The organism is Phaeobacter sp. S60 (assembly GCF_000826845.1).
In the GTDB taxonomy this organism is placed as follows: domain Bacteria; phylum Pseudomonadota; class Alphaproteobacteria; order Rhodobacterales; family Rhodobacteraceae; genus Phaeobacter; species Phaeobacter piscinae.
Window position 1 is genome coordinate 54,294 of sequence record NZ_JSWJ01000014.1, and the last position, 25,426, is coordinate 79,719.

Genomic DNA, 25,426 nt, shown 5'->3' on the forward strand with positions numbered 1-25,426 from the left:
GGGAAACTCTGGCATTCTCGAGCACCCTGAAAAGCGCCCGTTTTCAAGGACCGCTTTGTCCAATTAAGGGCTTGAGATACGCCCTATTCACAATAGCCCAGCGTAGTATTAGTCGCCAAGATGAAGCGGCCAGCCCAAGCCCAATTGAATTCAAAATGGCGCTTGGATCAATGTTGTGACGGAAAAGTCAAACATCTGTGGCGTTTTACAGGGAGGTAGTGGCGGACCGAGGAGGATTCGAACCCCCGACCCCTTGATTCGTAGTCAAGTACTCTATCCAGCTGAGCTATCGGTCCACTGCGGCGGGGTTTATGCGCAGCGGCGCGCGGGTGCAAGCCTAAAATGTCAGCTTGGCGCAGGTTTTCGTAATTTTGCGCATCCGGTATGGGTTACCGCCGACCAACCCTCAAAGCGTCCCGTCCCCCTTGGGCAGGCAGATGTCAAACACCGTGCCCTCCGGACCGGTTTCGCGTAGAACCACCATGCCACCATGACCGCGCGCCAGCTCATCGGCGATGGCAAGGCCCAGGCCGGTGCCGCCTTTGCGGATGCCACCCTGAAACGGGGTAAAGAGGTTTTCTCGTGCCTTTGGCGGTAGACCGGGGCCGGTATCCGCAACCGAGATCCACCAGCTTTCGGTGTCTTCGCGGGCAGAGAGGGTGATCTGCCCCTCCTGCCCCGTGGCCTCGATCGCCTGACGCGCATTGCGCACCAGGTTCATCACGATCCGAAACAGCTGTTCGGGATCGGCCCGCAGGCTCAGATCCACAGGCACCTCATTCAGGAAACGGACCCGCCCCTCAGCGCCCCCGGCCAGGCTCTCGCTTTCCAGAATATCCTCCACCTGCCCATGCAGGGCGACGCGGCCAAAGGTCGGCGCCGGTTCCTCCGCCCGGCCAAACGCCAGCGTCCCCTCGCAAAGCGACACCGCGCGGGTGATCGAATTCACCAGCTTGGGCGCAAGGCGGCGCACCAGCGGATCTTCACTCATCTCGATACGGTCGGTGAACAGCTGCGCCGAGGTCAGGATATTGCGCAGATCATGGCTCACCTTGGCCACCGCACCGCCCAGCTGCGCCAGCCGCTCACGCTGCTTCAGCGCCTGTGTCAGCTCGGTCTGCAACTGCATCAGCGCCTCTTCCGCCTCACGCAATTCGCGGACCCCGGCGGTGGGATGAATGATGCCGCGGGCGTCCTCCGGTGCGGCGGCATAGCGCTGCATATAGCCGATGACACCCTTGATCGGTTTCACCATGAACCGGCGCACCGCCGCAAACAACAGCACTGCGGTAAAGATGGAGATCACCGCAGACAACAGCAGAATGCGCACGCCATAATCGATCATCGCAGCCCGCAGCCCGTCGGTCTCAATCGTGATCTCGATCAGCAGCCCAGCGTCACGCACCGGCGCGCCGATTACCCGGATGATCTGATTTTCCGGCGTCACCAGCCGTTGCATCGCGTGGCCAATCAGCGCAAACGGGCTGCTCATCCGCAAATCATAGGTGCCCGAAATCGGGGCCGGGATCGGTGAGGACAGCACCAGCTGGCGCACCTCATCCCGTCGCAGCACCACGTTGAAGACGCCTGCGTTTTCCAGCAGCTCAGCCTCCAGCTCGGTCTCCAGCATGTCATCGGCCAGCAGCGCCAGCGAGGCAATCTGCGCCCGCTCCAGCCGGTCTGCCAGATAGTCGAGCCGAAACCGGGAGATAGAGGGCACAAAGATCAGGATCTCGGCCAACATCACGAAGACCGTGGTCAGGATCAGGAATCTGCCTGAAAGCGTGTTGAGCATTCAGCCCCTTCCGGCGTTACGGGAGCCAGCGCTGCACAAATTGCACCACTCGTTTCACCATTGGACTATCAAAAAGCCGTGGCGAGAAATAGGCCCCTGCGACGCGTTTATTCACCTCAGATATGGTGGGGTACGGTGCCACCATGCCCGCGACCTGGCTCATTTTCAGGTTATTGGCGATGGCCATGGACCACAGCGCCACCAGCTCCCCCGCCTGATGCCCCACGACGGAGGCCCCGACGGGGCGCCCCTTGACCACCATCACCTTGATCAGCCCCTTGCTTTTGCGTTCAGCCAGGGCGCGGTCGTTGTGGTGATAATCAAACCGCGCCACCTCCAGCCGGTCGCCATGTGTCTCACGCGCTTGCCCCTCCGTGAGGCCGACCTGCGCCAGTTCCGGCGCGGTATAAGTCGCCCAGGGGATATGATTGGTTTTGGCCTTGGACGGCAGGCCAAACAGGATCGAGCGGATAATCACACCGGCGTGATACCCCGCCACATGGGTGAACTGCATCCCGCCCGCCACGTCGCCAATGGCATAGACCCGGCGGTTGCTGCTGCGCAGGCTGTCATCCACCACCACGCCCGCGCGATTGGTCTCAATCCCGGCCGCTTCCAGATTCAGCTTGTCGATATTGGCCTTCCGCCCGACCGCCATCAAAAGATGGCTGCCATCGAACTGACGCCCATCCTTGGTGCGCACGCGAATGCCCCCGGCCTCCGTAGAGGTGATCGTTTCGGCCTGCGCGCCCTCGGCGATCTCAATACCTTCGCCGCGCAGCTGGTCCAATACGATGGCGGCCAGCTCCGGGTCATCCTTGCCCAGCGCCCGGTCGCCCTCAATCACGGTCACCTTGCTGCCCAGCCGGATATGGGCCTGCGCCATTTCCATACCGATGGGTCCGCCGCCGATAATCAGCAGATGCTCTGGCCGCTCGCGCAGCTCAAACAGCGTTTCATTGGTATAATAGGGCACATCCGCCAGCCCATCGATGGGCGGCACGAGCGGAGAGGACCCCGTAGCGATCACAATCCGGCGGGCTGTGATCCGGTGCTCACCCGCCACGACCACGCGATCATCGACAAACCGCCCGTAGTCGCGAAGGACCCGCACACCAAACCCTTCGAAGCGCTCCTGACTGTCCACGGGCGCGATGGTGGCGATCACGTCCTGCACATGATCCTTCGCGGCAGCATAATCCACCACCGGCGCCTGATCCGCGACGCCATAGGCGCTGGCATGGGCCTGACCATAAGCAACCTTGGCACTGGCCAGCAGCGATTTGGACGGCACACAGCCGTAGTTCAGGCAATCGCCGCCCATCTTATGACCTTCCAGCAGCACCACGTCAGCGCCCATCTGGCTCGCCCCTGCCGCGACGGACAATCCGCCAGACCCGGCCCCGATTACCAGAAGATCGCAAGTTATCTCATGCATGGTCACTGGTCCTTTCCGAGGGTTGTCGGGCGGCGTTTCTTCAGCAGGATGGGCAGGGCCGCCAACACACACAGACCAAGGATCGGCCCAATCACAAACGGCTCCCACAGGATCGACAGATCCGGCGTCTCGCCCCGATCAAACACCGCGCCAAGGCCCACACCAATCCAGGTGAAGACCACAGCACCGGGAATGATGCCCACTGCCGTCGTCCACAGAAAATTGATCAGCTTGACCCCGACCAGCGCGGGCAGGAGATTGGCCACAAAGAACGGCACCGCCGGCACCAAACGCAACAACAGCAGCACCTCGATCTCATTTTCCCGCAGCGCCTGCTTCAGGATTCGCACCCGCCCCTCAGCTGTTTCCAACCGGTGGGTCAGCATCGCCCCAAGCCCCCAACGTGCCGCCAGAAAAATGCCAACAGCCCCGACCGTGGCCGCCAGCACATTGAACACCGTGCCCGCAACCAACCCGAACAGGAAGCCACCCGTGACAGAGGCCACAGCCGCACCGGGCAGCGAGAAAACGACAATCGCCACATAGGCCAGCACAAACAGACCAACGAGACCCAGATAATTGTCATCACGAAACGCCATCAGCGCCACCCGGTTGTCGCGCAGCGTCTCAAACGTCAGATAGTCGCCCAAGGTCATCGCGCCGATCACCGCAACCACCAGCACCAGCACCAGCGGCAGAAACCGGGTCAGCGCTGGTTTTTTCTCGCCCCTCCCCCCCGATTCGTCTGCGGGGGTCTGGGTCTGTGAATTATCTCCGATATCTGGCTGGTCGGACTGATCGGGCATCTTATGTAAATCCTGCTGTCTGGGGCCATGGCTGACCGGTCATACATTGTCCCGCAGCTGCGGTTTTTCGGCTGGGGCGACATAGGCCCTATGGGCTTTGTCTCTGGCTATCCGGTAAATAGGCCCTGCACGAGACCATGCGCCACTTATTCACGTCCGCTTGATCATCCCCTGCGAAAAAGTGAGCCAAACACCAATCTGCCCCCTGTCTGTTACAATTCTCTTCTGTTAAAGAGCCTCCAGCGTCCGGTTTTCATGGAAATGTTGCATTTCGTGCAGAAAACAACAGCGTTGGGGTTTGACTCGCAGGTCATTCCCTTCTAGAGACCGGGCTTCGAGATAGACCCCCGGGTGGCCGATTCCGCGCCGTCCCGATGTAAACAGTTGGAGACCGGAGCGATGAAACGCACCTATCAGCCTTCGAACCTGGTTCGCAAACGCCGCCACGGCTTCCGTGCGCGCATGGCCACCAAGGCAGGCCGCAAGATCCTGAACGCACGCCGCGCACGCGGTCGTAAGTCGCTGAGCGCGTAATCGCGCCCAGCACTGTTCAGACGGACATGACACCGCCGGAGACCCCCAAGGATGGCTCAGCTGCCCAAGGGACCAGGTCTCCGGCGGTGTCCGTTTCTGCGTCTGAAACACCCGCACGCAGCCTCCCCCAGCCGCAACCCGTTGTGATCGCCAAGCGCCGTGATTTTCTCGCGGCGGCGCGGGCACGGCGTCAGGGCACCAAGGGGATGATGGTTCAGGGCCGCAAACGCCACGCCGACGATCCCGTCGGCGATGGCATTCGCATGGGATTTACCTGCTCCAAAAAGGTCGGCAATGCAGTGGCCCGCAATCGCGCCAAACGCCGCTTGCGCGAGGTAGCGCGGATGATTCTGCCAATCCACGGCCGCACTGGCTGGGATTATGTGCTGATTGGCCGTGCCGGTGGGACCGCTGACCGCCCGTTCGACGATCTGAAAAACGATCTGATCTACGCGTTGAAGAAAATTCACGGCAAGTAGTCACATCAGGCCGCGCCTGCTGGTGCGCCCTCCCCCGGCAGCGGCGACACCCCGCAGATTGCTATGGGACGCTATCGCACCTATCTATGCGCCATGACCCTGCTCGCCCATCTCTTCGCTCTGCCTGTGCGCGCCTACCGGCTGCTGTTCAGCCCATGGGTCGGCTTCAACTGTCGCTACCAGCCCACCTGCTCAGCCTATGCGCTGGAGGCACTGGAGAAACACGGCGCCATCAGGGGCGCCTGGCTCACCGCGCGCAGAATCGGGCGCTGCCACCCCCTCGGCGGGGATGGCTACGATCCGGTGCCCGGCTGTGACCCCGACCATGACCGGGCCAAACAGGACCCGGCTGCTGGCCGCAGGTAACCCGTTCAGAGCTTCTCAAAGAAAATCGTGACTTCGCCCAGCGTGACACCATAGCGGCTCATATATGCTTTGTTCAACAACCTGCCGTCCTCCAGAAGCCACATCCAGTCATCAAATGTCACACGCATGGTGTCGCCCCCGGGCACCGGCAGATCAATTGTGTAGCCCCAGTTGAAGGTGTCCCCGCGTTCTTCGCCTTTGGCGATGCCCTGAACCCCATCGGCGCTGCCTTCCCAGGTGTTCTCCCCGGTCTTGGTCAGCGACCAGATCCGTTGCTCGGTACTGCCATCGGCGTAGCGGAAATTCTCCGCCAGCGTCAGCACACGGCCGTCCCACTCACCGGTGATATCCACCTTGAACCGGCGCCGCACAGTGCCGAACCGATCCGCGAACTGCCCATAAGCTACCGTCTTACCTTCAAAATACTCCTCCAGATTGAAGGTCTTATCACTTAGCTTTTCATCCGTCAGACTGGGCCGCCCGCAAGACGCCAATGCCGCTACAGCTGCTGCCCCCGCGCCAAGAGCCGCCCAGCGCCCAAACCGAAACCGCCATGGTGTTTCCGTCACAAATGCCATGTCGCACACCTCATCTTTGTCTTGAGTCTCTCGCTGTTGGCTACGCAGCGGCCCCGGTTTTGGATGACTCTGCCACCCGGCCTGCCCTCCGATCCTGGCATTGCGACGCGTCTGCGGCGCCTTTTCTTCTTGGCAAAACGCCGATCCTCGGCTAGGGCGCGCCCATGCTTGATGATGATCTGGACGATATCCACCCGCTGTTCGCCGGCGCCCCCTCGACGACGGAGTTCAAGAAGCTCCGCAAACGGATCGTGCGCTACGCGCGCGAGGCGATCGACCAATACGGCATGGTGGAACGGCGCGAGGACGGCAGCACGCCGAAATGGTTGGTCTGCCTCTCCGGTGGCAAGGACAGCTATACCCTGCTTGCGGTTCTCTATGAACTGAAGTGGCGCGGGCTTTTGCCGGTGGATCTGCTCGCCTGCAATCTGGATCAGGGTCAGCCCGGATTTCCAGCCACCGTGCTGCCCGAGTTTCTGGAGAAGATGGGGGTCCCGCACCGCATCGAATATCAGGACACCTACAGCATCGTGATGGATAAGGTCCCGCAGGGGCGCACATTTTGCGCCCTCTGCTCGCGTCTGCGGCGCGGCAACCTGTACCGGATCGCCCGCGAGGAAGGCTGCTCTGCCGTGGTTCTTGGCCATCACCGCGACGATATTCTTGAGACCTTCTTTATGAACCTCTTCCACGGCGGCCGTCTGGCAACCATGCCGCCAAAGCTGGTCAATGAGGAAGGGGATCTGTTCGTGTTCCGCCCCCTCGCGCATGTTGCCGAAGCGGATTGCGAGAAATTCGCCAAAGCATTGAATTACCCGATCATTCCCTGCGATCTCTGCGGCAGTCAGGACGGATTGCAGCGCCAGCAGGTCAAACAGATTCTCGATCAGTGGGAATCAAACAGCCCGGGACGCCGTCAAGTGATGTTCCGCGCCCTGATGAATGCCCGCCCGTCGCATCTTCTGGACCCCAAACTGTTCGATTTTTCTGCGCTTATGCTGAAAAATCCCGATTTGAGGGCAGATTCCGATGAGATTCCCGATTTGCGTTAACTTGCCGGTCAGACCGCGACCTTAGTCTACAGCAGGCGCCATATGCCGTAGGTGAAAGGTCTACAGATGACAAAAACGCTGTCGCAGACGCTGACACAGGTCAGGAAACGGATTGCCCCGGTGCTGCTCGGGCCGCCGCTGCTTGCGTTTTTGCCGGCCCTTACACTGGCAACCTTCTGGCTGGGCGGCGAGGCGGCATTGCTGGCCGTGGCCCTCGGTCTGCCGCTGATCTTTGCCGCTTCAGGCGGATTTGCCTATTTCCGTCGCCCGACCATGCCCCGCGACAGCCTTACCGGGATGATGCTGCGCGAGGGATTCGATGAAATCGTCTCCGAGATCTATGATAGCGCCGCCGATACTGGCCTTCGGTCTGCGGTCTTCATCGTCGAACTTGATGAATTCAAGGAGCTGGCACAGCGCCACGGACAGGAAACCGCCGATCAGCTGGTCAACCGCTGTGGTGACCGCATTATGTCTATCTTGCGCCCGCAGGATTACGTCGCCCGCATAGGTGATTCGCGTTTCGCCATCTGCCTCACGCCGGTTTTGCAGATGGATCTCGAACTGGCGATCCAGATGGCCGGGCGCCTACAATCCTCCATTGAAGAGCCGATCGCAGTGGATGGCGCGTCGCTTTACATCTCCTGTTCGGTCGGCTTCTGCCTTCATAGCCGCAGCCCCAGACCAACCGGCAACGACTGGATGGGCGCGGCCTGCACCGCTTTGCTGGATGCTCAGAACAACGGCCCCTCCGGCATTCGCGCCTTCTCTCCCGAGATGGATCAGCGCAGCAAGGCCCGCGGCGATATGTTGGATGAGGTGACTGAAGCTCTGGAGAATGGCCAGATCCAGGCTTGGTTCCAGCCACAGATCTGCACCGACACCGGCCGTGTCTCCGGGTTTGAGGCCTTGGCCCGCTGGGCCCATCCGGTGCGCGGCATGATCGCGCCGATGTCCTTCCTCCCGACCTTGGAAAGCGCCGGCCTGATGGAGCGTCTGAGCGAAATCATGCTCTACAACGCACTGACCGCGCTGAAAGCCTGGGATGCGGCGGGCCTCAATGTGCCCTCTGTTGGTGTGAACTTCGCCACGGATGAGTTGCGCAACGCCAATCTGGTCGAGCGGATCAGCTGGGAGCTGGAGCGGTTTGGCCTCACGCCGGATCGGCTCAGCATCGAGATCCTCGAAACCGTGATGACGGATCGTCCGGATGATATGATCGTGCGCAATATCGCCGCCCTTGGCGAATTGGGTTGCGGTATTGATCTGGATGATTTTGGCACCGGCCATGCCTCCATTGCGGCGGTTCAGCGGTTCCGCGTCTCGCGGATCAAGATTGACCGCTCTTTCGTGATGAAGGCGGACCGCGATCCCGAACAGCAAAAACTGATCGCCGCAATCCTGACCATGGCCGAACGACTGGATCTGGCCACCCTTGCCGAGGGGGTGGAGACCGTCGGCGAACACGCGCTCCTGTCTCAGCTGGGCTGTGATCATGTCCAGGGCTTTGGCATTGGCCGCCCCATGCCGTTTGACCAAACACTCGACTGGATCGCCGCCCATGAGGCCAAGTTGCAAGAGGCGCCCACGATAGGGCGTCAGGGCAACTAATCCATACAGTCATTGCGCAAGGCATCCGGCCCCGGGCACACAACACGCAGCGCGCCCCTGACCATAGCCAATCTGATCGGTCGCAGGTTGGCTACCTAAGCGGGCCGCCCGCCTTGCCTGCCAATCCCGTCGCCGGACCTCGTGCCTTCAGCCCCTGCTCCAGCCAACGCCCTGTCATCCAGCGCCTGCCTGTTCCGACGTTGGGCCTGACGCGGATCTGATGTGGCCCTGCGCGGGGACCTCAGCCCGGCGCGCTCCCCTGTCCTGTTGCCCGCCCTTTCATTCATCGTAAGGCGGCAATTCGGTCTTTTACAGCGGTGATACAAGGAAATACCCCGTCATCCGCGTCGCGAGGCCGCCATGGGGGCGATTCCGCTTGACCTTTGGGGGGCATCTCTGTTGAACCACACCCTGTCATTCCATACACGAGGTGGCGGTCCCCAATGGACGATCAGAACAAAAACCTTCTTCTCGCAACCGCGCTTAGCTTCCTGGTGATTCTGGGGTGGTATGTCTTTTTCCCACCGCCAGAACCGCAGCCCCAGCCGGACGCTGTTGTGGCCGAGACTGCGCCTGCGGGCGACGTCGTGACCGCGCCAGCCGCCGCCAGCCCCGCAGCTGGCAGCGAAGGCGCCGCTGTCACCGCTGAGGCAGACGCGGTCGCCGATGCGCCGCGTCTCACCATCGACACGCCCCGCGTCTCCGGCACCATCTCCCTGCTAGGTGGGCGTCTTGACGACCTGTCCCTCAAGGACTACCGCGTCTCGCTGGAAGAGGATGCCGCCATCGTCAAGATGCTGTCCCCCGCCGGTGATCCGAACGCCTATTACGCGCTCTATGGCTGGGCGCCGGGTGCTGGTCTTGGCCCTGATGATGTGCCCGGTGCCAACACCCTGTGGCAGGCCGAAGGTGACGCAACCCTGACGCCGGACAGCCCGGTCACCCTGACCTGGGACAATGGCAAGGGTCTGACCTTCAACCGCACCATCGCGGTTGATCAGGATTATCTCTTCACCATCACGCAATCGGTCACCAACGCCTCCGGCAACACCGTCGCGCTGGCGCCTTACGGCACGCTGGCCCGCCATGGCGAGCCGCAGGATCTGAAGAACTTCTTCATCCTGCATGAGGGCGTGATTGGCATGGCGGACGGCACCCTCGCCGAAATCGACTATGACGACATGACCGATTTCGAGGCGGACGCCCGCAGCGGTGCCCGCGCCGAGGTGACCCAGGTTGAAACCAATGGCTGGATCGGTTTCACCGACCACTACTGGATGTCGACCCTGGTGCCAGAGCCGGGTCAGGCCTTCCGTTCCATCGCCAAATTCGACGAGCGTCGCGAGATCTATCAGACCGATATCGTGCTGCCGACCGTCACCGTGGCGGATGGCGACACCTCTGAAGCCACCACCATGCTGTTTGCCGGCGCCAAGGAATGGGCCACCATTCGCGGCTACCAGAAAGACGGCATCGAGGGCTTCCTCGACAGCATCGACTGGGGTTGGTTCTTCTTCCTGACCAAACCGATCTTTGCGGTTCTGCACTGGCTGAACGCCCTGATCGGCAACATGGGCTGGGCGATCATCGGCCTGACCGTGTTGATCAAGCTTCTGGTCTTCCCGTTGGCGTATAAATCTTATGCCTCCATGGCGAAGATGAAAGAGCTGCAGCCGCGGATGGAGGAGATCAAGGAGAAAGCGGGCGACGACCGTCAGAAGCTCCAGCAGGAGATGATGGCGCTCTACAAGAAGGAAAAGGTCAACCCGGCCGCCGGCTGTCTGCCGATCCTGATCCAGATCCCGATCTTCTTCTCGCTCTACAAGGTGATTTTCGTCACGCTCGAGTTGCGTCACGCGCCGTTCTTTGGTCCGTTTCAGGATCTGAGCGCGCCAGATCCGACCTCGATCATGAACCTCTTCGGCCTGCTGCCCTTTGCCGCCCCGGTCGAAGGCACGCTGATGGCGACGATCTTCATCGGGATTCTGCCGATCCTTCTGGGTATCTCCATGTGGTTGCAGCAGAAACTGAACCCGGCGCCGACCGATCCGACTCAGCAGATGATCTTTGCCTGGATGCCTTGGGTCTTCATGTTCATGCTGGGCGGGTTTGCCTCGGGTCTGGTGGTTTACTGGATTGCGAACAACACCATCACCTTTACCCAGCAGTATTTGATTATGCGCAGCCACGGCTACAAACCCGATGTGTTCGGCAATATCAAATCTGGCTTCAAAAAGACGCCGAAGGCTGAAAAGAAATGAGCGAAGGCATAACTCATATCTGGCGGCATCCGATCAAATCACATGGTCGGGAGCCGCTGGAGAGCGCCTCTTTGGTCGCCGGGCAGTGTCTGCCCGGCGATCGCGTTTGGGCGGTTGCCCATGAGGCCTCCAAGGCTGACGGCAGCGCCTGGGTGCCCTGCGCCAACTTCAGCCGTGTGGCCAAGGCCCCACAGCTGATGGCGATTGAGGCCGTTTACGATGCGGCTAAGGGCGCGGTGACACTGACCCACCCGACGCAGGATGCGCTAACCTTCAATCCTGATAGCGCGGCTGACCTGCCCCGGTTCCTTGACTGGGTACGCCCCCTGATGCCCGAAGATCGCGCCGCCTCCGCCCGTATTCTGCGGGTGCCGGGACGGGGCATGACCGACAGCGATTTCCCGTCGATCAGCCTGTGCAACTGGGCCTCTCACCGCGCGGTGGAGACCGCCATCGGCAATCCGCTGTCCCCGCAGCGCTGGCGCGGCAACATCTGGTTCGACACAGGCACCGCCTGGGAGGAAAACGACTGGATCGGCCGCAATGTCCAGATTGGCGAGGCGGTGCTGACCGTCCGCGAGCGCACCGTGCGCTGCCTTGCAACCACAACCAACCCCGAGACCGGCGTCCGCGACGCCGATACGCTGAAGACCCTGCGCGAGAGCTGGGGTCATCAGGACTTTGCTGTCTATGCAGAGGTCATCCAAGACGGCGCGATCCGCGTCGGCGATACTGTAAAGGTGCTCTGATGCAGATGCCGTTCCCCCTGGCCGAGACGCCAGATGAAATCATGACCGAGAAGGGTCGCAAGCTGTTTGCCGGACAATCGGAATTTGTCAAAGGCGTGGTTGCGATGTCCGGCCTGCCGCCTGCCGACCGCATCGAGGTCTGCTTTGCTGGCCGCTCCAATGTGGGCAAATCCAGCCTGATCAACGCCCTCACCGGCACCAAAGGTCTGGCCCGTGCCTCCAACACGCCGGGGCGCACGCAGGAAATCAACTATTTCACCCAAGGCCCGGAGCTTTATCTGGTCGACTTGCCCGGCTATGGCTACGCCAATGCGCCTCTGCCTGTGGTGGAGAAATGGCAGCGCCTGCTGAAACAATATCTCTCCGGACGCCAGACCCTGCGCCGCGCCTTTGTGCTGATCGACAGCCGCCATGGTATCAAAAAGGTCGATGACGAGATCATGACCCGGTTGGACAGCTCTGCCGTAACCTTCCAATGCGTGATGACCAAGGCGGATAAGGTCAAGGACAAGGACCGCGCCGCGGTGATGGAACAGGTGCGCAGCGCCCTGTCCAAACACCCTGCCGCCTATCCCGAGATTGTTCTGACCTCCTCGGAGAAGGGCGACGGTATCGCCACCCTGCGGTCCATCATCGCCGGGCTGGAATGACGCCAGCTTCCTTTCAGTGATATGACAAACGCCCCCGTGATCCGCTGATCCGCTGATCCGGGGGTGTTTTGTGTCTAACCCGCAAGGTAGAGCCGATATCAGACGTGTTGGGCGCCGTTCACCTCAATCTCCGCGCCCGAGATATAAGAGCTTTGGTCCGAACACAGATAGTAGATCGCCGCGGCCACCTCCTCCGGCTGGCCCAGACGCTGCAGCGGCAGTTTCTTCACGATCTTGTCGGTGCCCGGCGACAGAATCGCGGTCTCCACCTCCCCCGGCGCAATCGCATTGACCCGCACCCCGAGTGGGCCGAAATCATGGGCCATCTCGCGCGTCAGCGCCGCCAGGGCCGCCTTCGATGTGGCATAGGCCGCCCCGGCAAAGGGATGCACCCGGCTGCCCGCAATCGACGTTACATTGACAACAGATCCCTTGGCCGCGGCCAGCTCATCCTTCAGTCCCCGTGCCAGCACCACAGAGGCAAAGAAATTCACGTGGAATACCTTACCCCAGGTCATCAGGTCGGTGTCCAGCGTGCTCAGCCGCTCGCCCTTTGGTCCCTTGGGCGACACGCCGGCATTGTTGACCAGCGCATCCAGCTGCCCGTTCAGCAGCTCCTGTATTTCCCCCACCTTGTTGATGGTGTCCGTCGGGTCGGAGAGGTCCACCTGCACATGGTTTTCCTGCCCTCCCCCCCAGGGGCATTCGGCAGGAAAGGGCTGGCGCGAACAGGTGATCACCCGCCAGCCTTCGGCATTGAACCGCTGCACCGTCGCATGGCCGATGCCCCGGCTTGCACCGGTCAACAACAGGGTCTTCTTGCGCATGTTACCATCCTTGGCCCAAAGCCAGTCCCGAGGTTCCGTCTGACAGTCAGACGATCGGCGCCACATCATCGGCACGTTGAGGCGAACCTAGCACCCCAACAGGCAACTGCAATGGGGCGAATACTCTGCCCGATGCTTGGCACAGCGAGCAGAACCGCGTAACACATGGCCCACGCCTGCGCCGTTTGCTGCGGCCAGTTCCAGGGATTGCAACGATGAAGAAACAAGACATGAACCGCGATTGGATTGCTACAGCCGAGACCCTCTCAAGCGCCCTGCCTTATCTGCAGCGCTATGACGGTGCCATCGTCGTGATCAAACTGGGTGGCCACGCCATGGGCAGCGACGAGGCGATGGAAACCTTTGCCCGCGACATCGTGCTGTTGCGGCAGGTCGGGGTGAATCCGGTTATCGTTCATGGCGGCGGCCCGATGATCAATGCCATGCTGGAAAAACTGCAGATCAAATCCGATTTCGTGAACGGCAAGCGGGTCACCGATGCTGCCACCATGGATGTGGTCGAAATGGTGCTGTCCGGCGTGGTGAACAAACGCATCGTGCAGGCGATCAACCGTCAAGGCGGCGCCGGTGTTGGCCTTTCGGGCAAGGATGCAAATCTCATCACCTGCACTCAGGCGGACCCGGATCTCGGCTTTGTCGGGACCCCGTCGCAGATGGACCCCTCCGTGCTCCACCACCTGTTTGAACAGGACATGATCCCGGTCATTGCCCCCATTGGCGCAGGCCCCAATGGCGAGACCTTCAACATCAATGGCGACACCGCCGCTGGGGCCATTGCCTCCGCGTTGAAGGCCGACCGGCTGCTGCTGCTCACTGATGTCTCCGGCGTCAAGAACGGCGCAGGTGAGGTGGTTACAGAGTTGAAAGCCGCCGACGTCGAGGCGATGACCCGCGACGGTGTGATCATCGGCGGCATGATCCCGAAAACCGAAACCGCACTGTCGGCCGTCCGCAGCGGTGTGCGGGCCTGTACCATCGTCGACGGACGGGTGCCCAACGCGGTGCTGCTGGAGCTGTTCACCGACCACGGGGCCGGGTCGATGATCCGCCCCTGAGCTTTACTTGATTGCTTCGGCGCGCTTTACGCCCAATTGGCGACAGTGAAATCCCCTTAGGGAAACTGGCCAAACTGCGCTAGACTGGAGCCATGACCAGCCCCCCCGACACGGACAGGGCCGTTGCCATGGATTTAGCAGCGGCACCTGTCGCTGACCCTGTTGAGACCACCCGAGGTTACGCCCGGCTGCAAAACGCCGCCGAAAGGCTTGGGTTGGATATCTACGGCGGCTTTCATCCCTCACCTGCAGACATGTCTCGCTTCCCCGGCGCTTCCTTGCCCGTGGATGCCGCCCCCGGCATCCCCCATGGCACGCTGATCCTGCTGGGCACGGCGCAGTCCTTCTGGACACACTTTCGCGGCAGCCCAGAGGCGCAGGACGGCGCTGCCGACCCGGTTGACCGCTGGTCGCGCCGCGTCATCACCGCATTGGCAGAATCATGGCAGGCCACACCGGCCTTCCCCTTCACAGGCCCGCCCTATGCGCCGTTTGTGGACTGGGCGCTGGCAACGGGCCGCTGTTTCACATCCCCGTCGCAAATGCTGGTGCATGATCGCTACGGTATGATGATTTCCTTTCGCGGTGCGCTTTATTTCACCACTCCTCTGGACCTGCCGCCTGCACCACGGGCCCAGACGCCCTGCCTCAGCTGCGATGCCCGCCCCTGCCTGACCACCTGCCCGGTGGCCGCCCTGAACGATGGTGGCCCCTATGATCTGGCAGCCTGCCATGACCATCTAGACAGCCCCGCAGGTGCGCCCTGCCTGTCCGATGGCTGCCTCGCCCGCCGCGCCTGCCCATTGAGCGCAGGCGCTGACCGTCTCCCGGCGCAATCCGCCCATCACATGAGGTATTTTCACATAAAATGACCTGCACGCTGATCCTGACCCGCCACGCCAAATCCGCTTGGGATACTTCCGCCCCCAGCGACCACGCCCGCCCGCTGAACAACCGTGGCCGCCATTCCGCCGCGGCCGTCGGCACCTGGTTGCGCGAAATCGGGATGATCCCGGATCAAGTGATCTCCTCCTCGGCGCAGCGCACCCGCGAGACCTGTGATCTGATGGAGCTTGGGGCGCCTGCGGTTTTCATCGAACGGCTCTATCATGCCAGCGCGGAGATCTTGTTTCAGGTGCTGCGTGAGGCCGAACACAAGCGGGTGCTGATTCTGGGCCACAACCCCGGACTGGCCGCCTTTGCCCATTCCATTGTCCGCCACCCGCCGGATCATTCCCGGTTTGACGACTTCCCTACCGGCGCCACTCTGATCGCCCGTTTCGACATCGACAGCTGGGCCGATCTGACGTGGAGCAGCGGCAAGGTGGCAGAGTTCACTGTCCCGCGTGAATTGCTGGGCGCCTGACCCCAGACCTGACAGCGCCGCACCCGCAGGCCTCCCGCCCGTCACGGCTGCATCACCATGCAACCGCTCCCGTTGGGCGTGGCGCCGCTAGCGCGGCGCTGCGGCCACCGCATCTGTGGCATCCTGTCGCTCCCACACGGGAACCCCTTCGCCCCCTTTTGCGGATATCCCCTACCATCTGGGGGACTTGAGACCACCGCATATAGAGCCCCTTTGAGATGAACCGCCGATCCTTTCTGCTCACTGCGACCGCCACGCTACCCCTCGCTACAGGCGCATGGGCCGTCACAGACGCCACCCCGATGATAGAGGTGATGAAGTCCCCAAGCTGCGGCTGTTGCACCGGTTGGGTGGACCACCTCACCACCTCAGGCTTCCAGACAGATGTCCGGAATGTCAGCGACGATCAGCTCTGGCAGATGAAATCCCGGCTTGGCATCACCGATGCGCTGGCCTCCTGCCACACTGCAATAATCGCGGGCTATGTGATCGAAGGCCATGTGCCCGCACAAGATATTAGCCGCCTTCTCGCCGAACGCCCGGGTGCCCGCGGCCTCAGCGTGCCCGGCATGCCGATCGGCTCTCCCGGCATGGAGATGGGCGACGACACAGACCCCTTCGCCACGTTGCTGATCCGCGCAGATGGCACCAGCGAGATCTTTGCACACCACGGCTAACCTCTGCGCAACGCCGCCCCGTCATCTTTCCGATAAATACTCCGGGGGTCAGGGGGCAGCGTCCCCTGCCGGTGCTCCCTGACACTGCCCTAGCCAGGGCCACAAACCAAAAAAGGCCGGGCAGACGCCCGGCCTTTTCAATATCATAGCAGACAGACCTCAGTGGCCGAGGATCTGGCTCAGGAACAGCTTGGTACGCTCGCTCTGCGGGTTGTTGAAGAACTCTTCCGGCTCATTCTGCTCCACGATCTGCCCCGCATCCATGAAGATCACGCGGTTCGCCACCTGACGGGCAAAGCCCATCTCATGCGTCACGCAGAGCATGGTCATGCCTTCTTCCGCGAGCTCGATCATGGTGTCGAGCACCTCTTTGATCATCTCCGGGTCCAGTGCCGACGTCGGTTCATCAAACAGCATGATCCGCGGCATCATGCACAGCGAGCGGGCAATCGCCACACGCTGCTGCTGGCCACCGGAGAGCATGCCGGGATATTTATGCGCCTGGTCGGGGATCTTCACCTTCTCCAGGAAGTGCATCGCCCGCTCTTCGGCTTCTTTCTTGGGCGTCTTGCGCACCCAGATCGGCGCCAGGGTGCAATTCTCCAAGATCGTCAGATGCGGGAACAGGTTGAAGTGCTGGAACACCATGCCAACCTCGGACCGGATCTTGTCGATATTCTTGAGATCGTTGGACAGTTCTGTGCCATCCACCATGATCTTGCCCTGCTGGTGCTCTTCCAGCGCGTTGAGGCAGCGGATCAGGGTGGATTTGCCGGACCCCGACGGTCCCGCGATCACGATCCGCTCGCCCTGATTGACGGTCAAATTGATGTCGCGCAACACATGGAACGAGCCATACCACTTGTTCATATTGTTGATTTCGATAGCAACCTCGTCGCTCACCTGCATTTTGGAGCGGTCGATGGCGCGGTCGGACATAAGTTCAGACATATGTTGAACTCCTTAGTGGTGATCGGTGGCGAGACGACGCTCGAGCCACTGTGAGTATTGAGAGATGCCGTAGCAGACGATGAAGAACAGGAAGGCGGCAAAGCCGAGGAGTTCCCAATAAACGCCGTTCCACTCAGTGGAGGCGAGGATTGGGCCACGGATCATGCCCACCAGGTCGAACATCGAGATGACCGACACCAGCGTGGTATCCTTGAACAGGCCGACGGCCACGTTCACGATACCGGGGATCGAGATCTTCAGGGCCTGCGGCAGAATGATCAGGCGCATCGCCTGCGGATAATCCAGCCCCAGACTGTCTGCTGCTTCATACTGCCCCTTGGGCAGCGCGGCCAGACCGCCCCGGATCACTTCGGCGATATAGGCCGCAGAGAACAGGGTGATCATGATGACCACGCGCAGGAACAGGTCCACGGTGGCATCTGGCGGGAAGAAGTAGGACAGCATCACAGATGCCACGAACAACAGGGTGATCAGCGGCACGCCACGCACGAATTCGATGAAAACGACGCAGATCCACTTGATCAGAGGCATGTTGGACTGACGCCCCAGTGCCAGCGCGATACCAAGCGGCACCGACAGCGACACACAGGTGACACCCAGCATCATGTTCAGCATGAAGCCGCCCAAATCCCGCGAGGGCACAGCCGACAGCATCGCGTTGTCAGACGCCCCTTCCGGGATCAGAAAGCCGCCGACATTCCAGACCACGATCGCCGCAACAATCGCACCGAAGAACCCAAGAGCAAAGCTGCCCTTACCGAATTTCTGAAACACGAACCCGGCAGCAACAAAGCCAAGCAGGGCAACGATCGGCACCAGGATGGAACCACCCCAGATCAACCAGAAGGCCAGGAAAGGATAGATTGCGGTGAAGGCCAGGAGCTTGCGCGGCAGATCAAAGAACAGCACGGGTGCCAATGCGACCAGCAACAACACCAATGCAAGATTTGGGCGCCAATATTCCGTGCCCGGATATTTGAAGCCATAGAGCAGCTGGTTCCAACGCTCAGTGAGAACTGAGAAGCAGGCGCCAACCTTGCCATCCAGAACCTCACGACATTCCGCGAGAGAGTTGGTGGTCCAGACGCCATTCAGCAACCACGGCAGGGTGCTGCTCAGCAGAGCATAGATCAGCGCCAGCGCCGCCAGGGTCAGGATCGAATTGGGGATGCTGGAGAACAGGTTCTCGCGCATCCATTTATAGACCCCGGTCTCGCGGCCCGGCGGCGGCGCCGGTGGGATCTGGGTTTCGCGGACAAAGGCGACAGTTTGTGCGTGTGTATCGCTCATGTCTCAGCGCTCCTTCAGTTTCACAGATGCGTTGTAGACGTTCATCACCATAGAGATGAGCAGCGACGCGGTGAGATAGAACAACATCAGCAGCAGCACGCATTCGATGGCGCGGCCGGTCTGGTTCAGCGTAATGCCGCCCAGGGTCGCGGTGATGTCGGCATAGCCCACAGCAATCGCCAGCGAGGAGTTCTTGGTGATGTTGAGGAAGTTGGAGATCAGCGGCGGAATAATGACGCGCAGCGCCTGCGGCAGCACCACGAGGTTCATAATCCGGCCCGGACGCAGACCCAGTGCTGCGGCAGCCTCAGTCTGACCCTTGTTGATCGCCTGAATACCCGCGCGCACGTTTTCCGCGATGAAGGCACCGGTGTAGATCGACAGAGCAAACCACAGGGCAATCAGCGGTCCGCCAATCTTGATACCGCCCTTGAAGTTGAAGCCTTTCAGCTCAGGCACTTCCCAGGACAGGCCCATGACAAACAGGACCAGCGCCAGTGGCACCAGCCAGACGCCCAGGGCAATCAGCTTGGTGTTGGGACGTACGCCGGTTTTTTCCTGCGTTTTGGTCGCGTTGGTCTCGACCCTGCGCATCACAAGGAAGGACCCGACCAACACTGCGATGATCACCAGCCAGTTCAACGCACCGGAGGCGAAGAAACCGCTCTCGAACCAGGGCATCGGGATATAGACACCACGGTTGGTAAAGGCGAAGAGGTCAAACAGCATGCTCGACGTGGCGTTGTCACCCCGGAATTCCCGAGGCCCCGGCATCACGGCGGTCATGACGGTGAAAATGATGATGATCCAGATCAGAACCGGAATATTGCGGAAGATTTCCACATAAACGGCCATCAATTTGGAGACGAGCCAGTTGTTCGACAGGCGCAGAACACCCGCAATCACACCAAAGATGGTGGCGGTGATACAGGCAAGAACGGCCACCAGCAGCGTGTTCAGAACACCAACAACCGCCGCACGCGCGTGGCTGGACTGGCTGTCGTATTCGATCAGACGCTGGTTGATGTCGTAACCGGATGGATCCCCAAGGAACCCGTATGAAATATTCAGACCCGCGGCCCGCAGGTTCTGAATAAGGTTGTTCCCCAGATACCAGATGGCCAAGGCCAGAACCAGTGCAGCAATCGCCTGGAAGGTCAACGAACGATAGCGGGTATCGTTGACCAACATGGACAGCTGAAACTGTGCCTTTGGAGGGTCAGTGAGAGTTGACATGAATGTGTGATCCCCGTGGCTTATAGGTCAACTGATCGGCGGGGTTGGTTCCCTGCTCGCGTCAGACCTCAAGCGTTTTTGTTAGGATAGGTCGGTAGGAAAAAAGGGCGCAGGTTGGTCCTGCGCCCTTTCCTCAGTCGTTCTTAGCGGAAGGGCGGTGCGTAGAGCAGGCCGCCTTCGGTCCACTGTGCGTTCAGACCGCGTGCCAGACCAATCGGAGTGTCTTCGCCGATGTTCTTCGCAAAGACTTCGCCGTAGTTGCCGCCGGCGCCGATGGCGTTTTTCGCCCAGTCAGCCGACAGACCCAGCATTTCGCCCAGGGTGCCTTCGGTGCCCAGCAGACGGTTGATTTCCGGGTTCTCGGTACCTGCAGCCATCTCGCCGATATTGGCGGAGGTCACGCCCAGCTCTTCAGCTGCGACCAGTGCGTTCAGGCTCCAGCGGACAACGTCGCCCCACTCATGGTCGCCGTGACGAACCAGCGGGCCCAGCGGCTCTTTGGAGATGATTTCGGGCAGCAGAACATGCGCCGAAGGATCATCAAAGGTCGCGCGGGTTGCCGCCAGACCAGACGCGTCGGTGGTGTAGACGTCACAGGCGCCTGCCAGGTACTGCTGCTGCGCTTCAGCGTTGGTTTCGATCGGAACCGGCTCATAGCTGATGTTGTTGGAACGGAAGAAATCCGCCAGGTTCAGCTCGGTTGTGGTACCGGTCTGGATACAGACGGTCGCGCCATCCAGTTCCTTCGCGGAGGACACGCCCAATTCCTTGGGAACCATGAAGCCCTGACCGTCGTAGTAGTTCACACCAACAAATTCGAACTTCAGGTCGACATCGCGGCTGAAGGTCCAGGTGGTGTTCCGCGCCAGCATATCGATCTCGCCGGAGGCCAGAGCGGTGAAGCGGGTTTTGCCGGTGGTCGGCACGAATTCAACGGCGGTCGAGTCGCCCAGTACAGCCGCAGCAACCGCGCGGCAGACAGCAACGTCAAAACCTTCCCATTCGCCATTGGCATTGGGCGCTGCAAAGCCGACCAGACCAGTGGTCACGCCGCAGTTCAGCTTGCCACGGGCCTTGACGTCATCCAGCGTTCCCGCCGCAGCGGCACCGGCGGCCAGACCAGCAACAGTCAGCGCACCCAAAATTACCTTATTCTTCATGTTTACCTCTTCCTGATTGTCCGCCTATTTGGCGGCTCTTTTTGCCCGGCACCAGCCATGCCGGAGATAGGTGTTGAAACAGGGTTTTGCCCATTTCGCGATCGAGTGTGGTCGCATTCATCAACAAACGTCAAGTGCGGGATCAGGAATTTCGATGGGCGCATGCCGAACATTTTCGTGGGCACGAACGATTTTTGCGGCTGCGCGGCAATCTCGGTAATATATTGCGCTAACAGGAAAAATCATAGAACCGTTTAGCGTGTAAAAAGGCATGGCGTTTCAGGTCAGCAGTGGCCTGGGCCTCTTCGTCCTGGCCCCATTGCTGCTCCTGCCACAGTTCATCCAGCCGAGACATTTCCCAGATCTGTTCGGCTGGGCGCCAGCCTTTTGCCGCTGCGAACCCAAGGATCAGAGACCCCGACATTGCTACCAGATCATGGAAAGCAGCCAGCTGAAATGGTGTCATTTCATGGACTAAGCCGCGCAACCGCGCCAGCGCCTCGGGGTTTTGCGGTGCATGCAATATCCCGGAACGCGGCTCCAAACGGGCGCGGAGCACGTCTGCCGCCCACTCCAGCGCCGGATCCCAGATTTCGGCCTGGCGCTGCACCAGCTCAACCGGCATCTCCGCGCGATAGCACAAAAGATCGGAATCACCGTATTCGGCCAGCATATCCGCAACGGCGGCGTGCTGATGTGTCACCTTGTCGATTGCGGCATTGGCCGAACGGGTCACTGGCATGGTGTTTGGGTTAACTGATTCGGTCTGCGCGTTCCATTCCGCCGCAATTGCCTCGGCCATTTCGCGACCCGGAACAGAAAGCGCAGCTTTTGCCGGAGTTTTTACGCGCCGCCCGTCCAATTCCACCGCAAACCCATCCTCGGTTTCGGCCACTGAGACGGTTTTCCAGAATCGCTTTTGTTTCCACTCGCTCATATCGTCAGTCTTTCCAGATGTGCTGTAACAGCGGCGCCAGGTCGGCGAAGCTGTCGATAATGTGATCCGCCCCCAGCTGGTCAGCGGGGTGGAATCCCCAGCTCACCGCGATGGTGCGCACGCCGGCGGCCCGGCCCATATCGATGTCAAAACTGGTGTCGCCGATCATCACGGTATGCTCAGGCAATACCCCGGTCTCTGCCATCGCCCGCAGAACCATGGACGGATGCGGCTTTGACGGGTGGTGGTCCGCACATTGGCGGGTTACGAAACACCGCAGCTCATGCGCCTCGATCAGCGCATCCAATCCACGTTGAGATTTGCCAGTGGCTACCCCCAGCAGGTAGTGCGGCACGGCATTCAGCTCCGCCAGCACCTCTGCCGCCCCGGAATAGAGCGGCGAATGCCCTGCGCCCGCAGCCATGCGGGCGGATTTGTAGGCAGACTTATAGCCCTCAACCAACTCTGCCTGAACACTGGCATCCAGCGCCGGGGCCAGTTCGACAATTGCCAAGGGCAGCGACAGGCCGACGATCGACAGAATCTCCGTCCGGTTGGGCGCCGCCAGTCCGGCCCCGTCAAAGGCGGCCGCCATCGCCGAGGTGATCGCGCCCTGGCTGTCCGCCAGGGTACCATCCACATCAAACAGGATCAGACGCAACTCACCACTCATCTGTGCAGCCCCTTATTGCAGGCTCTCAAACGGATCTTCTGCTGCCAGATCTTCGGACCAGCCAAAGGTGTCCCAGCTGTCCTTCATGTGATCGGGCAAAGGTGCTGTGATCGACAGCGGCTTTTTCGTGGTCGGATGCTCAAACGCCATACGGCGGCAGTGCAAATGCAGCTTCTTGGAGATAATCCCCCCCAGCTGCGCGCCCCAGCCATCGCCGAGGTTTTCCTGACTGGAGCCACCGTATTTGCCGTCACCGGCAATCGGGTGACCGATTTCCGCCATATGCGCGCGCAGCTGATGGGTACGGCCTGTGATCGGCTCCATCGCAACCCAGGCCGCACGGCTGGCCACACGGTAGAGCGTGGCGTAATGGGTGTGCGAGCGTTTGGCGCCGGGTGTGCTGTCCACCTCATTGGAATGGATGGCGATCATTTTCTCGCCCTCGCCCGATTTGCCGTGTCCCGGCGCCTTCACCAGCCCGCATTTGATTTCACCAAGATAGGGCGTCGGCACCCCGGCCACCAGCGCCCAATAGATCTTGCGGGTGGCGCGATGCCGGAAGGCTGCGGTCAGCGACTGCGCCGCGAGGCGGGTGCGCGCCAGCACCAGCACACCTGAAGTGTCCTTGTCCAAACGATGCACCAGACGCGGCTTTTCCTCCGCATCGAACTGCAAGGCCGCACTCAGCCCGTCGACATGTTTGGTGGTCCCGCTGCCGCCCTGCACCGCCAGACCCGCGGGTTTGTTCAACACGATGACGGCATCGTCCTTGTAGATCACACAGCCCCGGATCATCTTGGCGTCCGCTTCGGAAATCCGGTAGCTCGGCGCCTCTGCCGGTTTCAGATCGCTTGCGCCAAGCGGCGGCACACGCACCACCTGCCCGGCGGCGACGCGGCTGTTGGCCTTCACCCGGCCTCCATCCAGACGCAATTCGCCCTTGCGGCACATCTTCTCGATCCGCCCCTGGCTCACATGCGGGAACAGCCGCCGCAGCCAGCGGTCAATACGCTGGTCTGCATCGTCTTCACTGACGGTAATCATCTGTACGCCGCTCATGCGAACACTCCTCTGGCGGCCATCAGGCCGAAAAACAGCCCGCCGACCGACAGGCCCACGGACAACAGCACATAGAGCGCAGCCTGCCCGAAGGCGCCGCGCTCGATCAGGGTGGCCGTCTCAAGCGAGAAGGCCGAAAACGTTGTGAAACCGCCCAGAAGGCCAGTCATCACAAACGGGCTCAGGTGGGTCAGCCCCTTATGGGCGGCCGTGACAATAAAGGCGCCCATAAGAAAGGAGCCGATCACATTCACCGTCAGAATCGCCACCGGAAATTCTCCCGCCCCAAAAAGGCGGGACATCCCCAAACCGGCCAGATAGCGGCAGGCGGCACCGATCGCGCCGCCCAAGGCCACATATAGAACCGAAAAAACCATCAACGGTCTGTCGCCGGCTGGCGCATGGATGTCAAGTTTTGCGCAAGCATGGCAGCATTGCGCAGCGGCGCAGGCCCGTCACCTTTCCCAAAATACTCGCGCCGCAGGCACCGGCTTTGCCCCGCAAAGCCGGATCAGCTGTTCCGTTTGGCGCGCAAATTGGCGAAATACTCGGTCCGGCGCTTTAACTCGCGCTCGAACCCGCGCTCAACCGGCTGATATAGCACCGGACGTGGCACATCGTCGGGAAAGTAGTTCTGTCCAGAAAACCCATCTGCCGCGTTGTGGTCGTAGTCATAGCCGTCACCGTAGCCTTGCGATTTCATCAGCTTGGTCGGCGCATTCAGAATATGTTTCGGCGGCGGCGCACTGCCGGTCTGTTTCGCCAGCCGGCGCGCCGCCTTATAGGCCATGTAGCCGGCGTTGGTTTTCGGCGCGAGGGCCAGATAAATCACCGCCTGCGCCAGCGCCAGCTCGCCCTCTGGGCTGCCCAGACGCTCATAGGTTTCCCAAGCCTGAATGCAGATGCCCTGCGCCTGCGGGTCGGCAAGGGCGATATCCTCAACCGCCATCCGGGTCAGGCGGCGGGCCAGGTATCGGGGATCCTCTCCCCCCTCCAGCATGCGGGCGAACCAATAAAGGGCTGCGTCCGGGTCCGAACCGCGCACGGATTTATGCAGCGCGGAAATCAGATTGTAATGCTCATCACCGGATTTGTCGTATTTCGCCGCCCGCCGCATCAGCCGTGCGGCCAGCGCCTCACGCCCCAGCGGGCTCTCCACCTTCCAGGCCGCAACCTGTTCGATCAGGTTCAGCAGGGCGCGCCCGTCGCCATCGGCCATCTCCTGCAAGGCGTCCCGCGCATCCGTGGTCAGCAGCAGGGCGCGATCCAGTTCCTGCTCCGCCCTCTGGGTCAGCCGTTCCAAGTCCGTAAGCGACAAGCGCTCCAGCACCAAGACCTGCGCGCGGCTCAGCACAGCGGCGTTCAGCTCAAAACTCGGGTTCTCGGTCGTGGCCCCGACCAAGAGGATGGTGCCATCCTCCATATGCGGCAGGAACCCGTCCTGCTGGGCTTTGTTGAAGCGATGGATCTCATCCACGAAGAGCAGCGTGCCCTGCCCGTTCTGGCGGCGGATCTTGGCCGCCTCGAACACTTTCTTCAGATCCGGCACGCCGGTGAAAATGGCTGAGATCTGCACAAAATGCAGATCCGTCTCTCGCGCCAGAAGCCGCGCGATGGTGGTCTTGCCCACACCGGGCGGCCCCCAGAAGATCAGCGACGAGAGCGAGCCGGAGGCCAGCATCACCCCAAGCGGCGCCTCCTCACCAAGGACCTGCGCCTGACCGATCACCTCTGCCAGCGACTGCGGACGCAGGCGATCCGCCAGCGGGCGGTTCACCTCCGATTGCGGGTCCGGGCGGGGGGCGGCATCGCCACTGTCAAAGAGATCCGCCAT

Annotated in this window: 26 protein-coding genes and 1 tRNA gene; 12 read left to right on the forward strand and 15 right to left on the reverse strand. The window is 61.1% G+C overall.

Annotation, left to right across the window (positions count from 1 at the left end; all coding sequences use genetic code 11):
* Positions 1-219: 219 nt before the first annotated feature.
* The 4 genes from OO25_RS14320 to OO25_RS14335 form a co-directional block, all read right to left on the reverse strand.
* Positions 220-296, reverse strand: a tRNA-Arg gene (locus OO25_RS14320).
* 110 nt (positions 297-406) lie between these two features.
* Positions 407-1,795 carry a HAMP domain-containing sensor histidine kinase gene (locus OO25_RS14325; protein ID WP_040174739.1) on the reverse strand — a complete coding sequence of 463 codons (1,389 nt, stop codon included), beginning with the start codon at positions 1,793-1,795 and terminating at the stop codon, positions 407-409.
* 16 nt (positions 1,796-1,811) lie between these two features.
* Positions 1,812-3,233: an NAD(P)/FAD-dependent oxidoreductase gene (locus tag OO25_RS14330; RefSeq protein WP_040180821.1), complete on the reverse strand. Its 1,422-nt coding sequence runs from the start codon at positions 3,231-3,233 to the stop codon at positions 1,812-1,814.
* A 2-nt stretch (positions 3,234-3,235) separates the two neighbouring features.
* Positions 3,236-4,039 (reverse strand): TVP38/TMEM64 family protein, encoded by an 804-nt coding sequence (locus OO25_RS14335; RefSeq protein WP_040180823.1) that lies wholly within the window; start codon positions 4,037-4,039, stop codon positions 3,236-3,238.
* A gap of 399 nt (positions 4,040-4,438) precedes the next feature.
* Here OO25_RS14335 and rpmH point away from each other — a divergent pair, with 399 nt between their 5' ends.
* The 3 genes from rpmH (at position 4,439) to yidD (ending at position 5,418) form a co-directional block, all read left to right on the forward strand.
* The gene (gene rpmH / locus OO25_RS14340; protein WP_005980833.1) at positions 4,439-4,573 is read left to right on the forward strand and encodes a 50S ribosomal protein L34; all 135 of its coding nucleotides are present in this window, start codon (positions 4,439-4,441) and stop codon (positions 4,571-4,573) included.
* Between the two features lie 26 nt (positions 4,574-4,599).
* The gene (gene rnpA / locus OO25_RS14345) at positions 4,600-5,052 is read left to right on the forward strand and encodes a ribonuclease P protein component (protein ID WP_040174748.1); all 453 of its coding nucleotides are present in this window, start codon (positions 4,600-4,602) and stop codon (positions 5,050-5,052) included.
* Between the two features lie 93 nt (positions 5,053-5,145).
* Positions 5,146-5,418 (forward strand): membrane protein insertion efficiency factor YidD, encoded by a 273-nt coding sequence (yidD, locus tag OO25_RS14350; RefSeq protein WP_040180852.1) that lies wholly within the window; start codon positions 5,146-5,148, stop codon positions 5,416-5,418.
* A 5-nt stretch (positions 5,419-5,423) separates the two neighbouring features.
* Here yidD and OO25_RS14355 read toward each other — a convergent pair whose 3' ends face one another.
* Entirely contained in the window at positions 5,424-5,996 is a 573-nt protein-coding gene (locus tag OO25_RS14355) for a DUF3833 domain-containing protein (protein ID WP_040180825.1), read from the reverse strand.
* Positions 5,997-6,160: 164 nt separating this feature from the next.
* On the opposite strand from OO25_RS14355, the gene ttcA reads away from it, so the two are divergent.
* From ttcA to yihA, 5 genes are all read left to right on the forward strand, one after another.
* Positions 6,161-7,048 carry a tRNA 2-thiocytidine(32) synthetase TtcA gene (ttcA, locus tag OO25_RS14360; RefSeq protein ID WP_040180826.1) on the forward strand — a complete coding sequence of 296 codons (888 nt, stop codon included), beginning with the start codon at positions 6,161-6,163 and terminating at the stop codon, positions 7,046-7,048.
* A gap of 66 nt (positions 7,049-7,114) precedes the next feature.
* Complete coding sequence (locus OO25_RS14365; protein WP_040174755.1) at positions 7,115-8,659, forward strand: bifunctional diguanylate cyclase/phosphodiesterase; 1,545 nt, start codon at positions 7,115-7,117, stop codon at positions 8,657-8,659.
* A gap of 443 nt (positions 8,660-9,102) precedes the next feature.
* Positions 9,103-10,920, forward strand: coding sequence for a membrane protein insertase YidC (gene yidC / locus OO25_RS14370; protein WP_040180827.1), 1,818 nt, complete (start codon positions 9,103-9,105; stop codon positions 10,918-10,920).
* Positions 10,917-11,669 (forward strand): MOSC domain-containing protein, encoded by a 753-nt coding sequence (locus OO25_RS14375; protein ID WP_040174760.1) that lies wholly within the window; start codon positions 10,917-10,919, stop codon positions 11,667-11,669. Before yidC ends, OO25_RS14375 begins: the two co-directional genes overlap by 4 nt.
* The gene (gene yihA, locus OO25_RS14380) at positions 11,669-12,319 is read left to right on the forward strand and encodes a ribosome biogenesis GTP-binding protein YihA/YsxC (RefSeq protein ID WP_040174763.1); all 651 of its coding nucleotides are present in this window, start codon (positions 11,669-11,671) and stop codon (positions 12,317-12,319) included. The genes OO25_RS14375 and yihA overlap by 1 nt, the downstream gene beginning before the upstream one ends.
* A 98-nt stretch (positions 12,320-12,417) precedes the next feature.
* Here yihA and OO25_RS14385 read toward each other — a convergent pair whose 3' ends face one another.
* Positions 12,418-13,146 (reverse strand): SDR family NAD(P)-dependent oxidoreductase, encoded by a 729-nt coding sequence (locus OO25_RS14385; protein WP_040174764.1) that lies wholly within the window; start codon positions 13,144-13,146, stop codon positions 12,418-12,420.
* A 215-nt stretch (positions 13,147-13,361) separates the two neighbouring features.
* Here OO25_RS14385 and argB point away from each other — a divergent pair, with 215 nt between their 5' ends.
* From argB to OO25_RS14405, 4 genes are all read left to right on the forward strand, one after another.
* The gene (argB, locus tag OO25_RS14390; RefSeq protein WP_040174765.1) at positions 13,362-14,222 is read left to right on the forward strand and encodes an acetylglutamate kinase; all 861 of its coding nucleotides are present in this window, start codon (positions 13,362-13,364) and stop codon (positions 14,220-14,222) included.
* Between the two features lie 128 nt (positions 14,223-14,350).
* Positions 14,351-15,094: a hypothetical protein gene (locus OO25_RS14395; protein ID WP_040180854.1), complete on the forward strand. Its 744-nt coding sequence runs from the start codon at positions 14,351-14,353 to the stop codon at positions 15,092-15,094.
* On the forward strand, positions 15,091-15,588 hold the full coding sequence (locus OO25_RS14400) for a histidine phosphatase family protein (RefSeq protein WP_040174767.1): 498 nt from the start codon (positions 15,091-15,093) through the stop codon (positions 15,586-15,588). Before OO25_RS14395 ends, OO25_RS14400 begins: the two co-directional genes overlap by 4 nt.
* Positions 15,589-15,806: 218 nt before the next feature.
* Entirely contained in the window at positions 15,807-16,265 is a 459-nt protein-coding gene (locus OO25_RS14405; RefSeq protein WP_040180829.1) for a DUF411 domain-containing protein, read from the forward strand.
* A gap of 159 nt (positions 16,266-16,424) precedes the next feature.
* Here the strand turns inward: OO25_RS14405 and OO25_RS14410 are convergent, their stop codons facing one another.
* The 9 genes from OO25_RS14410 to OO25_RS14450 all read right to left on the reverse strand — a co-directional run bounded on the left by OO25_RS14410 (position 16,425) and on the right by OO25_RS14450 (position 25,426).
* Positions 16,425-17,216 carry an amino acid ABC transporter ATP-binding protein gene (locus tag OO25_RS14410; protein ID WP_040174773.1) on the reverse strand — a complete coding sequence of 264 codons (792 nt, stop codon included), beginning with the start codon at positions 17,214-17,216 and terminating at the stop codon, positions 16,425-16,427.
* A 12-nt stretch (positions 17,217-17,228) separates the two neighbouring features.
* Positions 17,229-18,527, reverse strand: coding sequence for an amino acid ABC transporter permease (locus OO25_RS14415; RefSeq protein ID WP_040174776.1), 1,299 nt, complete (start codon positions 18,525-18,527; stop codon positions 17,229-17,231).
* Between the two features lie 3 nt (positions 18,528-18,530).
* A complete protein-coding gene (locus OO25_RS14420) occupies positions 18,531-19,763 on the reverse strand; it encodes an amino acid ABC transporter permease (RefSeq protein ID WP_040180831.1) in 1,233 nt (410 codons plus the stop codon).
* Between the two features lie 143 nt (positions 19,764-19,906).
* Positions 19,907-20,923 carry an amino acid ABC transporter substrate-binding protein gene (locus OO25_RS14425; RefSeq protein WP_014875973.1) on the reverse strand — a complete coding sequence of 339 codons (1,017 nt, stop codon included), beginning with the start codon at positions 20,921-20,923 and terminating at the stop codon, positions 19,907-19,909.
* Positions 20,924-21,152: 229 nt separating this feature from the next.
* The gene (locus OO25_RS14430) at positions 21,153-21,860 is read right to left on the reverse strand and encodes an ATP12 family chaperone protein (RefSeq protein ID WP_040180832.1); all 708 of its coding nucleotides are present in this window, start codon (positions 21,858-21,860) and stop codon (positions 21,153-21,155) included.
* Between the two features lie 4 nt (positions 21,861-21,864).
* Positions 21,865-22,533 carry an HAD-IA family hydrolase gene (locus OO25_RS14435; protein ID WP_040180834.1) on the reverse strand — a complete coding sequence of 223 codons (669 nt, stop codon included), beginning with the start codon at positions 22,531-22,533 and terminating at the stop codon, positions 21,865-21,867.
* Positions 22,534-22,545: 12 nt separating this feature from the next.
* Positions 22,546-23,592, reverse strand: a complete 1,047-nt coding sequence (locus OO25_RS14440) for an RluA family pseudouridine synthase (RefSeq protein WP_014875976.1) — start codon at positions 23,590-23,592, stop codon at positions 22,546-22,548.
* Entirely contained in the window at positions 23,589-23,969 is a 381-nt protein-coding gene (gene crcB, locus OO25_RS14445) for a fluoride efflux transporter CrcB (RefSeq protein WP_040180835.1), read from the reverse strand. Before crcB ends, OO25_RS14440 begins: the two co-directional genes overlap by 4 nt.
* 134 nt (positions 23,970-24,103) lie before the next feature.
* The gene (locus OO25_RS14450; protein WP_040180836.1) at positions 24,104-25,426 is read right to left on the reverse strand and encodes a replication-associated recombination protein A; all 1,323 of its coding nucleotides are present in this window, start codon (positions 25,424-25,426) and stop codon (positions 24,104-24,106) included.

Coding starts and splice junctions, on each gene's coding strand:
- OO25_RS14420 (WP_040180831.1), bottom strand. CDS start 19,763: ATGTCAACTCTCACTGACCCTCCAAAGGCACAGTTTCAGCTGTCCATG.
- OO25_RS14385 (WP_040174764.1), bottom strand. CDS start 13,146: ATGCGCAAGAAGACCCTGTTGTTGACCGGTGCAAGCCGGGGCATCGGC.
- OO25_RS14435 (WP_040180834.1), bottom strand. CDS start 22,533: ATGAGTGGTGAGTTGCGTCTGATCCTGTTTGATGTGGATGGTACCCTG.
- OO25_RS14410 (WP_040174773.1), bottom strand. CDS start 17,216: ATGTCTGAACTTATGTCCGACCGCGCCATCGACCGCTCCAAAATGCAG.
- OO25_RS14405 (WP_040180829.1), top strand. CDS start 15,807: ATGAACCGCCGATCCTTTCTGCTCACTGCGACCGCCACGCTACCCCTC.
- yihA (WP_040174763.1), top strand. CDS start 11,669: ATGCAGATGCCGTTCCCCCTGGCCGAGACGCCAGATGAAATCATGACC.
- OO25_RS14415 (WP_040174776.1), bottom strand. CDS start 18,527: ATGAGCGATACACACGCACAAACTGTCGCCTTTGTCCGCGAAACCCAG.
- yidD (WP_040180852.1), top strand. CDS start 5,146: ATGACCCTGCTCGCCCATCTCTTCGCTCTGCCTGTGCGCGCCTACCGG.
- ttcA (WP_040180826.1), top strand. CDS start 6,161: ATGCTTGATGATGATCTGGACGATATCCACCCGCTGTTCGCCGGCGCC.
- rnpA (WP_040174748.1), top strand. CDS start 4,600: ATGACACCGCCGGAGACCCCCAAGGATGGCTCAGCTGCCCAAGGGACC.
- OO25_RS14425 (WP_014875973.1), bottom strand. CDS start 20,923: ATGAAGAATAAGGTAATTTTGGGTGCGCTGACTGTTGCTGGTCTGGCC.
- OO25_RS14355 (WP_040180825.1), bottom strand. CDS start 5,996: ATGGCATTTGTGACGGAAACACCATGGCGGTTTCGGTTTGGGCGCTGG.
- OO25_RS14365 (WP_040174755.1), top strand. CDS start 7,115: ATGACAAAAACGCTGTCGCAGACGCTGACACAGGTCAGGAAACGGATT.
- OO25_RS14375 (WP_040174760.1), top strand. CDS start 10,917: ATGAGCGAAGGCATAACTCATATCTGGCGGCATCCGATCAAATCACAT.
- rpmH (WP_005980833.1), top strand. CDS start 4,439: ATGAAACGCACCTATCAGCCTTCGAACCTGGTTCGCAAACGCCGCCAC.
- OO25_RS14395 (WP_040180854.1), top strand. CDS start 14,351: ATGGATTTAGCAGCGGCACCTGTCGCTGACCCTGTTGAGACCACCCGA.
- OO25_RS14440 (WP_014875976.1), bottom strand. CDS start 23,592: ATGAGCGGCGTACAGATGATTACCGTCAGTGAAGACGATGCAGACCAG.
- OO25_RS14330 (WP_040180821.1), bottom strand. CDS start 3,233: ATGCATGAGATAACTTGCGATCTTCTGGTAATCGGGGCCGGGTCTGGC.
- crcB (WP_040180835.1), bottom strand. CDS start 23,969: ATGGTTTTTTCGGTTCTATATGTGGCCTTGGGCGGCGCGATCGGTGCC.
- OO25_RS14335 (WP_040180823.1), bottom strand. CDS start 4,039: ATGCCCGATCAGTCCGACCAGCCAGATATCGGAGATAATTCACAGACC.
- OO25_RS14325 (WP_040174739.1), bottom strand. CDS start 1,795: ATGCTCAACACGCTTTCAGGCAGATTCCTGATCCTGACCACGGTCTTC.
- OO25_RS14430 (WP_040180832.1), bottom strand. CDS start 21,860: ATGAGCGAGTGGAAACAAAAGCGATTCTGGAAAACCGTCTCAGTGGCC.
- OO25_RS14400 (WP_040174767.1), top strand. CDS start 15,091: ATGACCTGCACGCTGATCCTGACCCGCCACGCCAAATCCGCTTGGGAT.
- OO25_RS14450 (WP_040180836.1), bottom strand. CDS start 25,426: ATGGCGGATCTCTTTGACAGTGGCGATGCCGCCCCCCGCCCGGACCCG.
- yidC (WP_040180827.1), top strand. CDS start 9,103: ATGGACGATCAGAACAAAAACCTTCTTCTCGCAACCGCGCTTAGCTTC.
- argB (WP_040174765.1), top strand. CDS start 13,362: ATGAAGAAACAAGACATGAACCGCGATTGGATTGCTACAGCCGAGACC.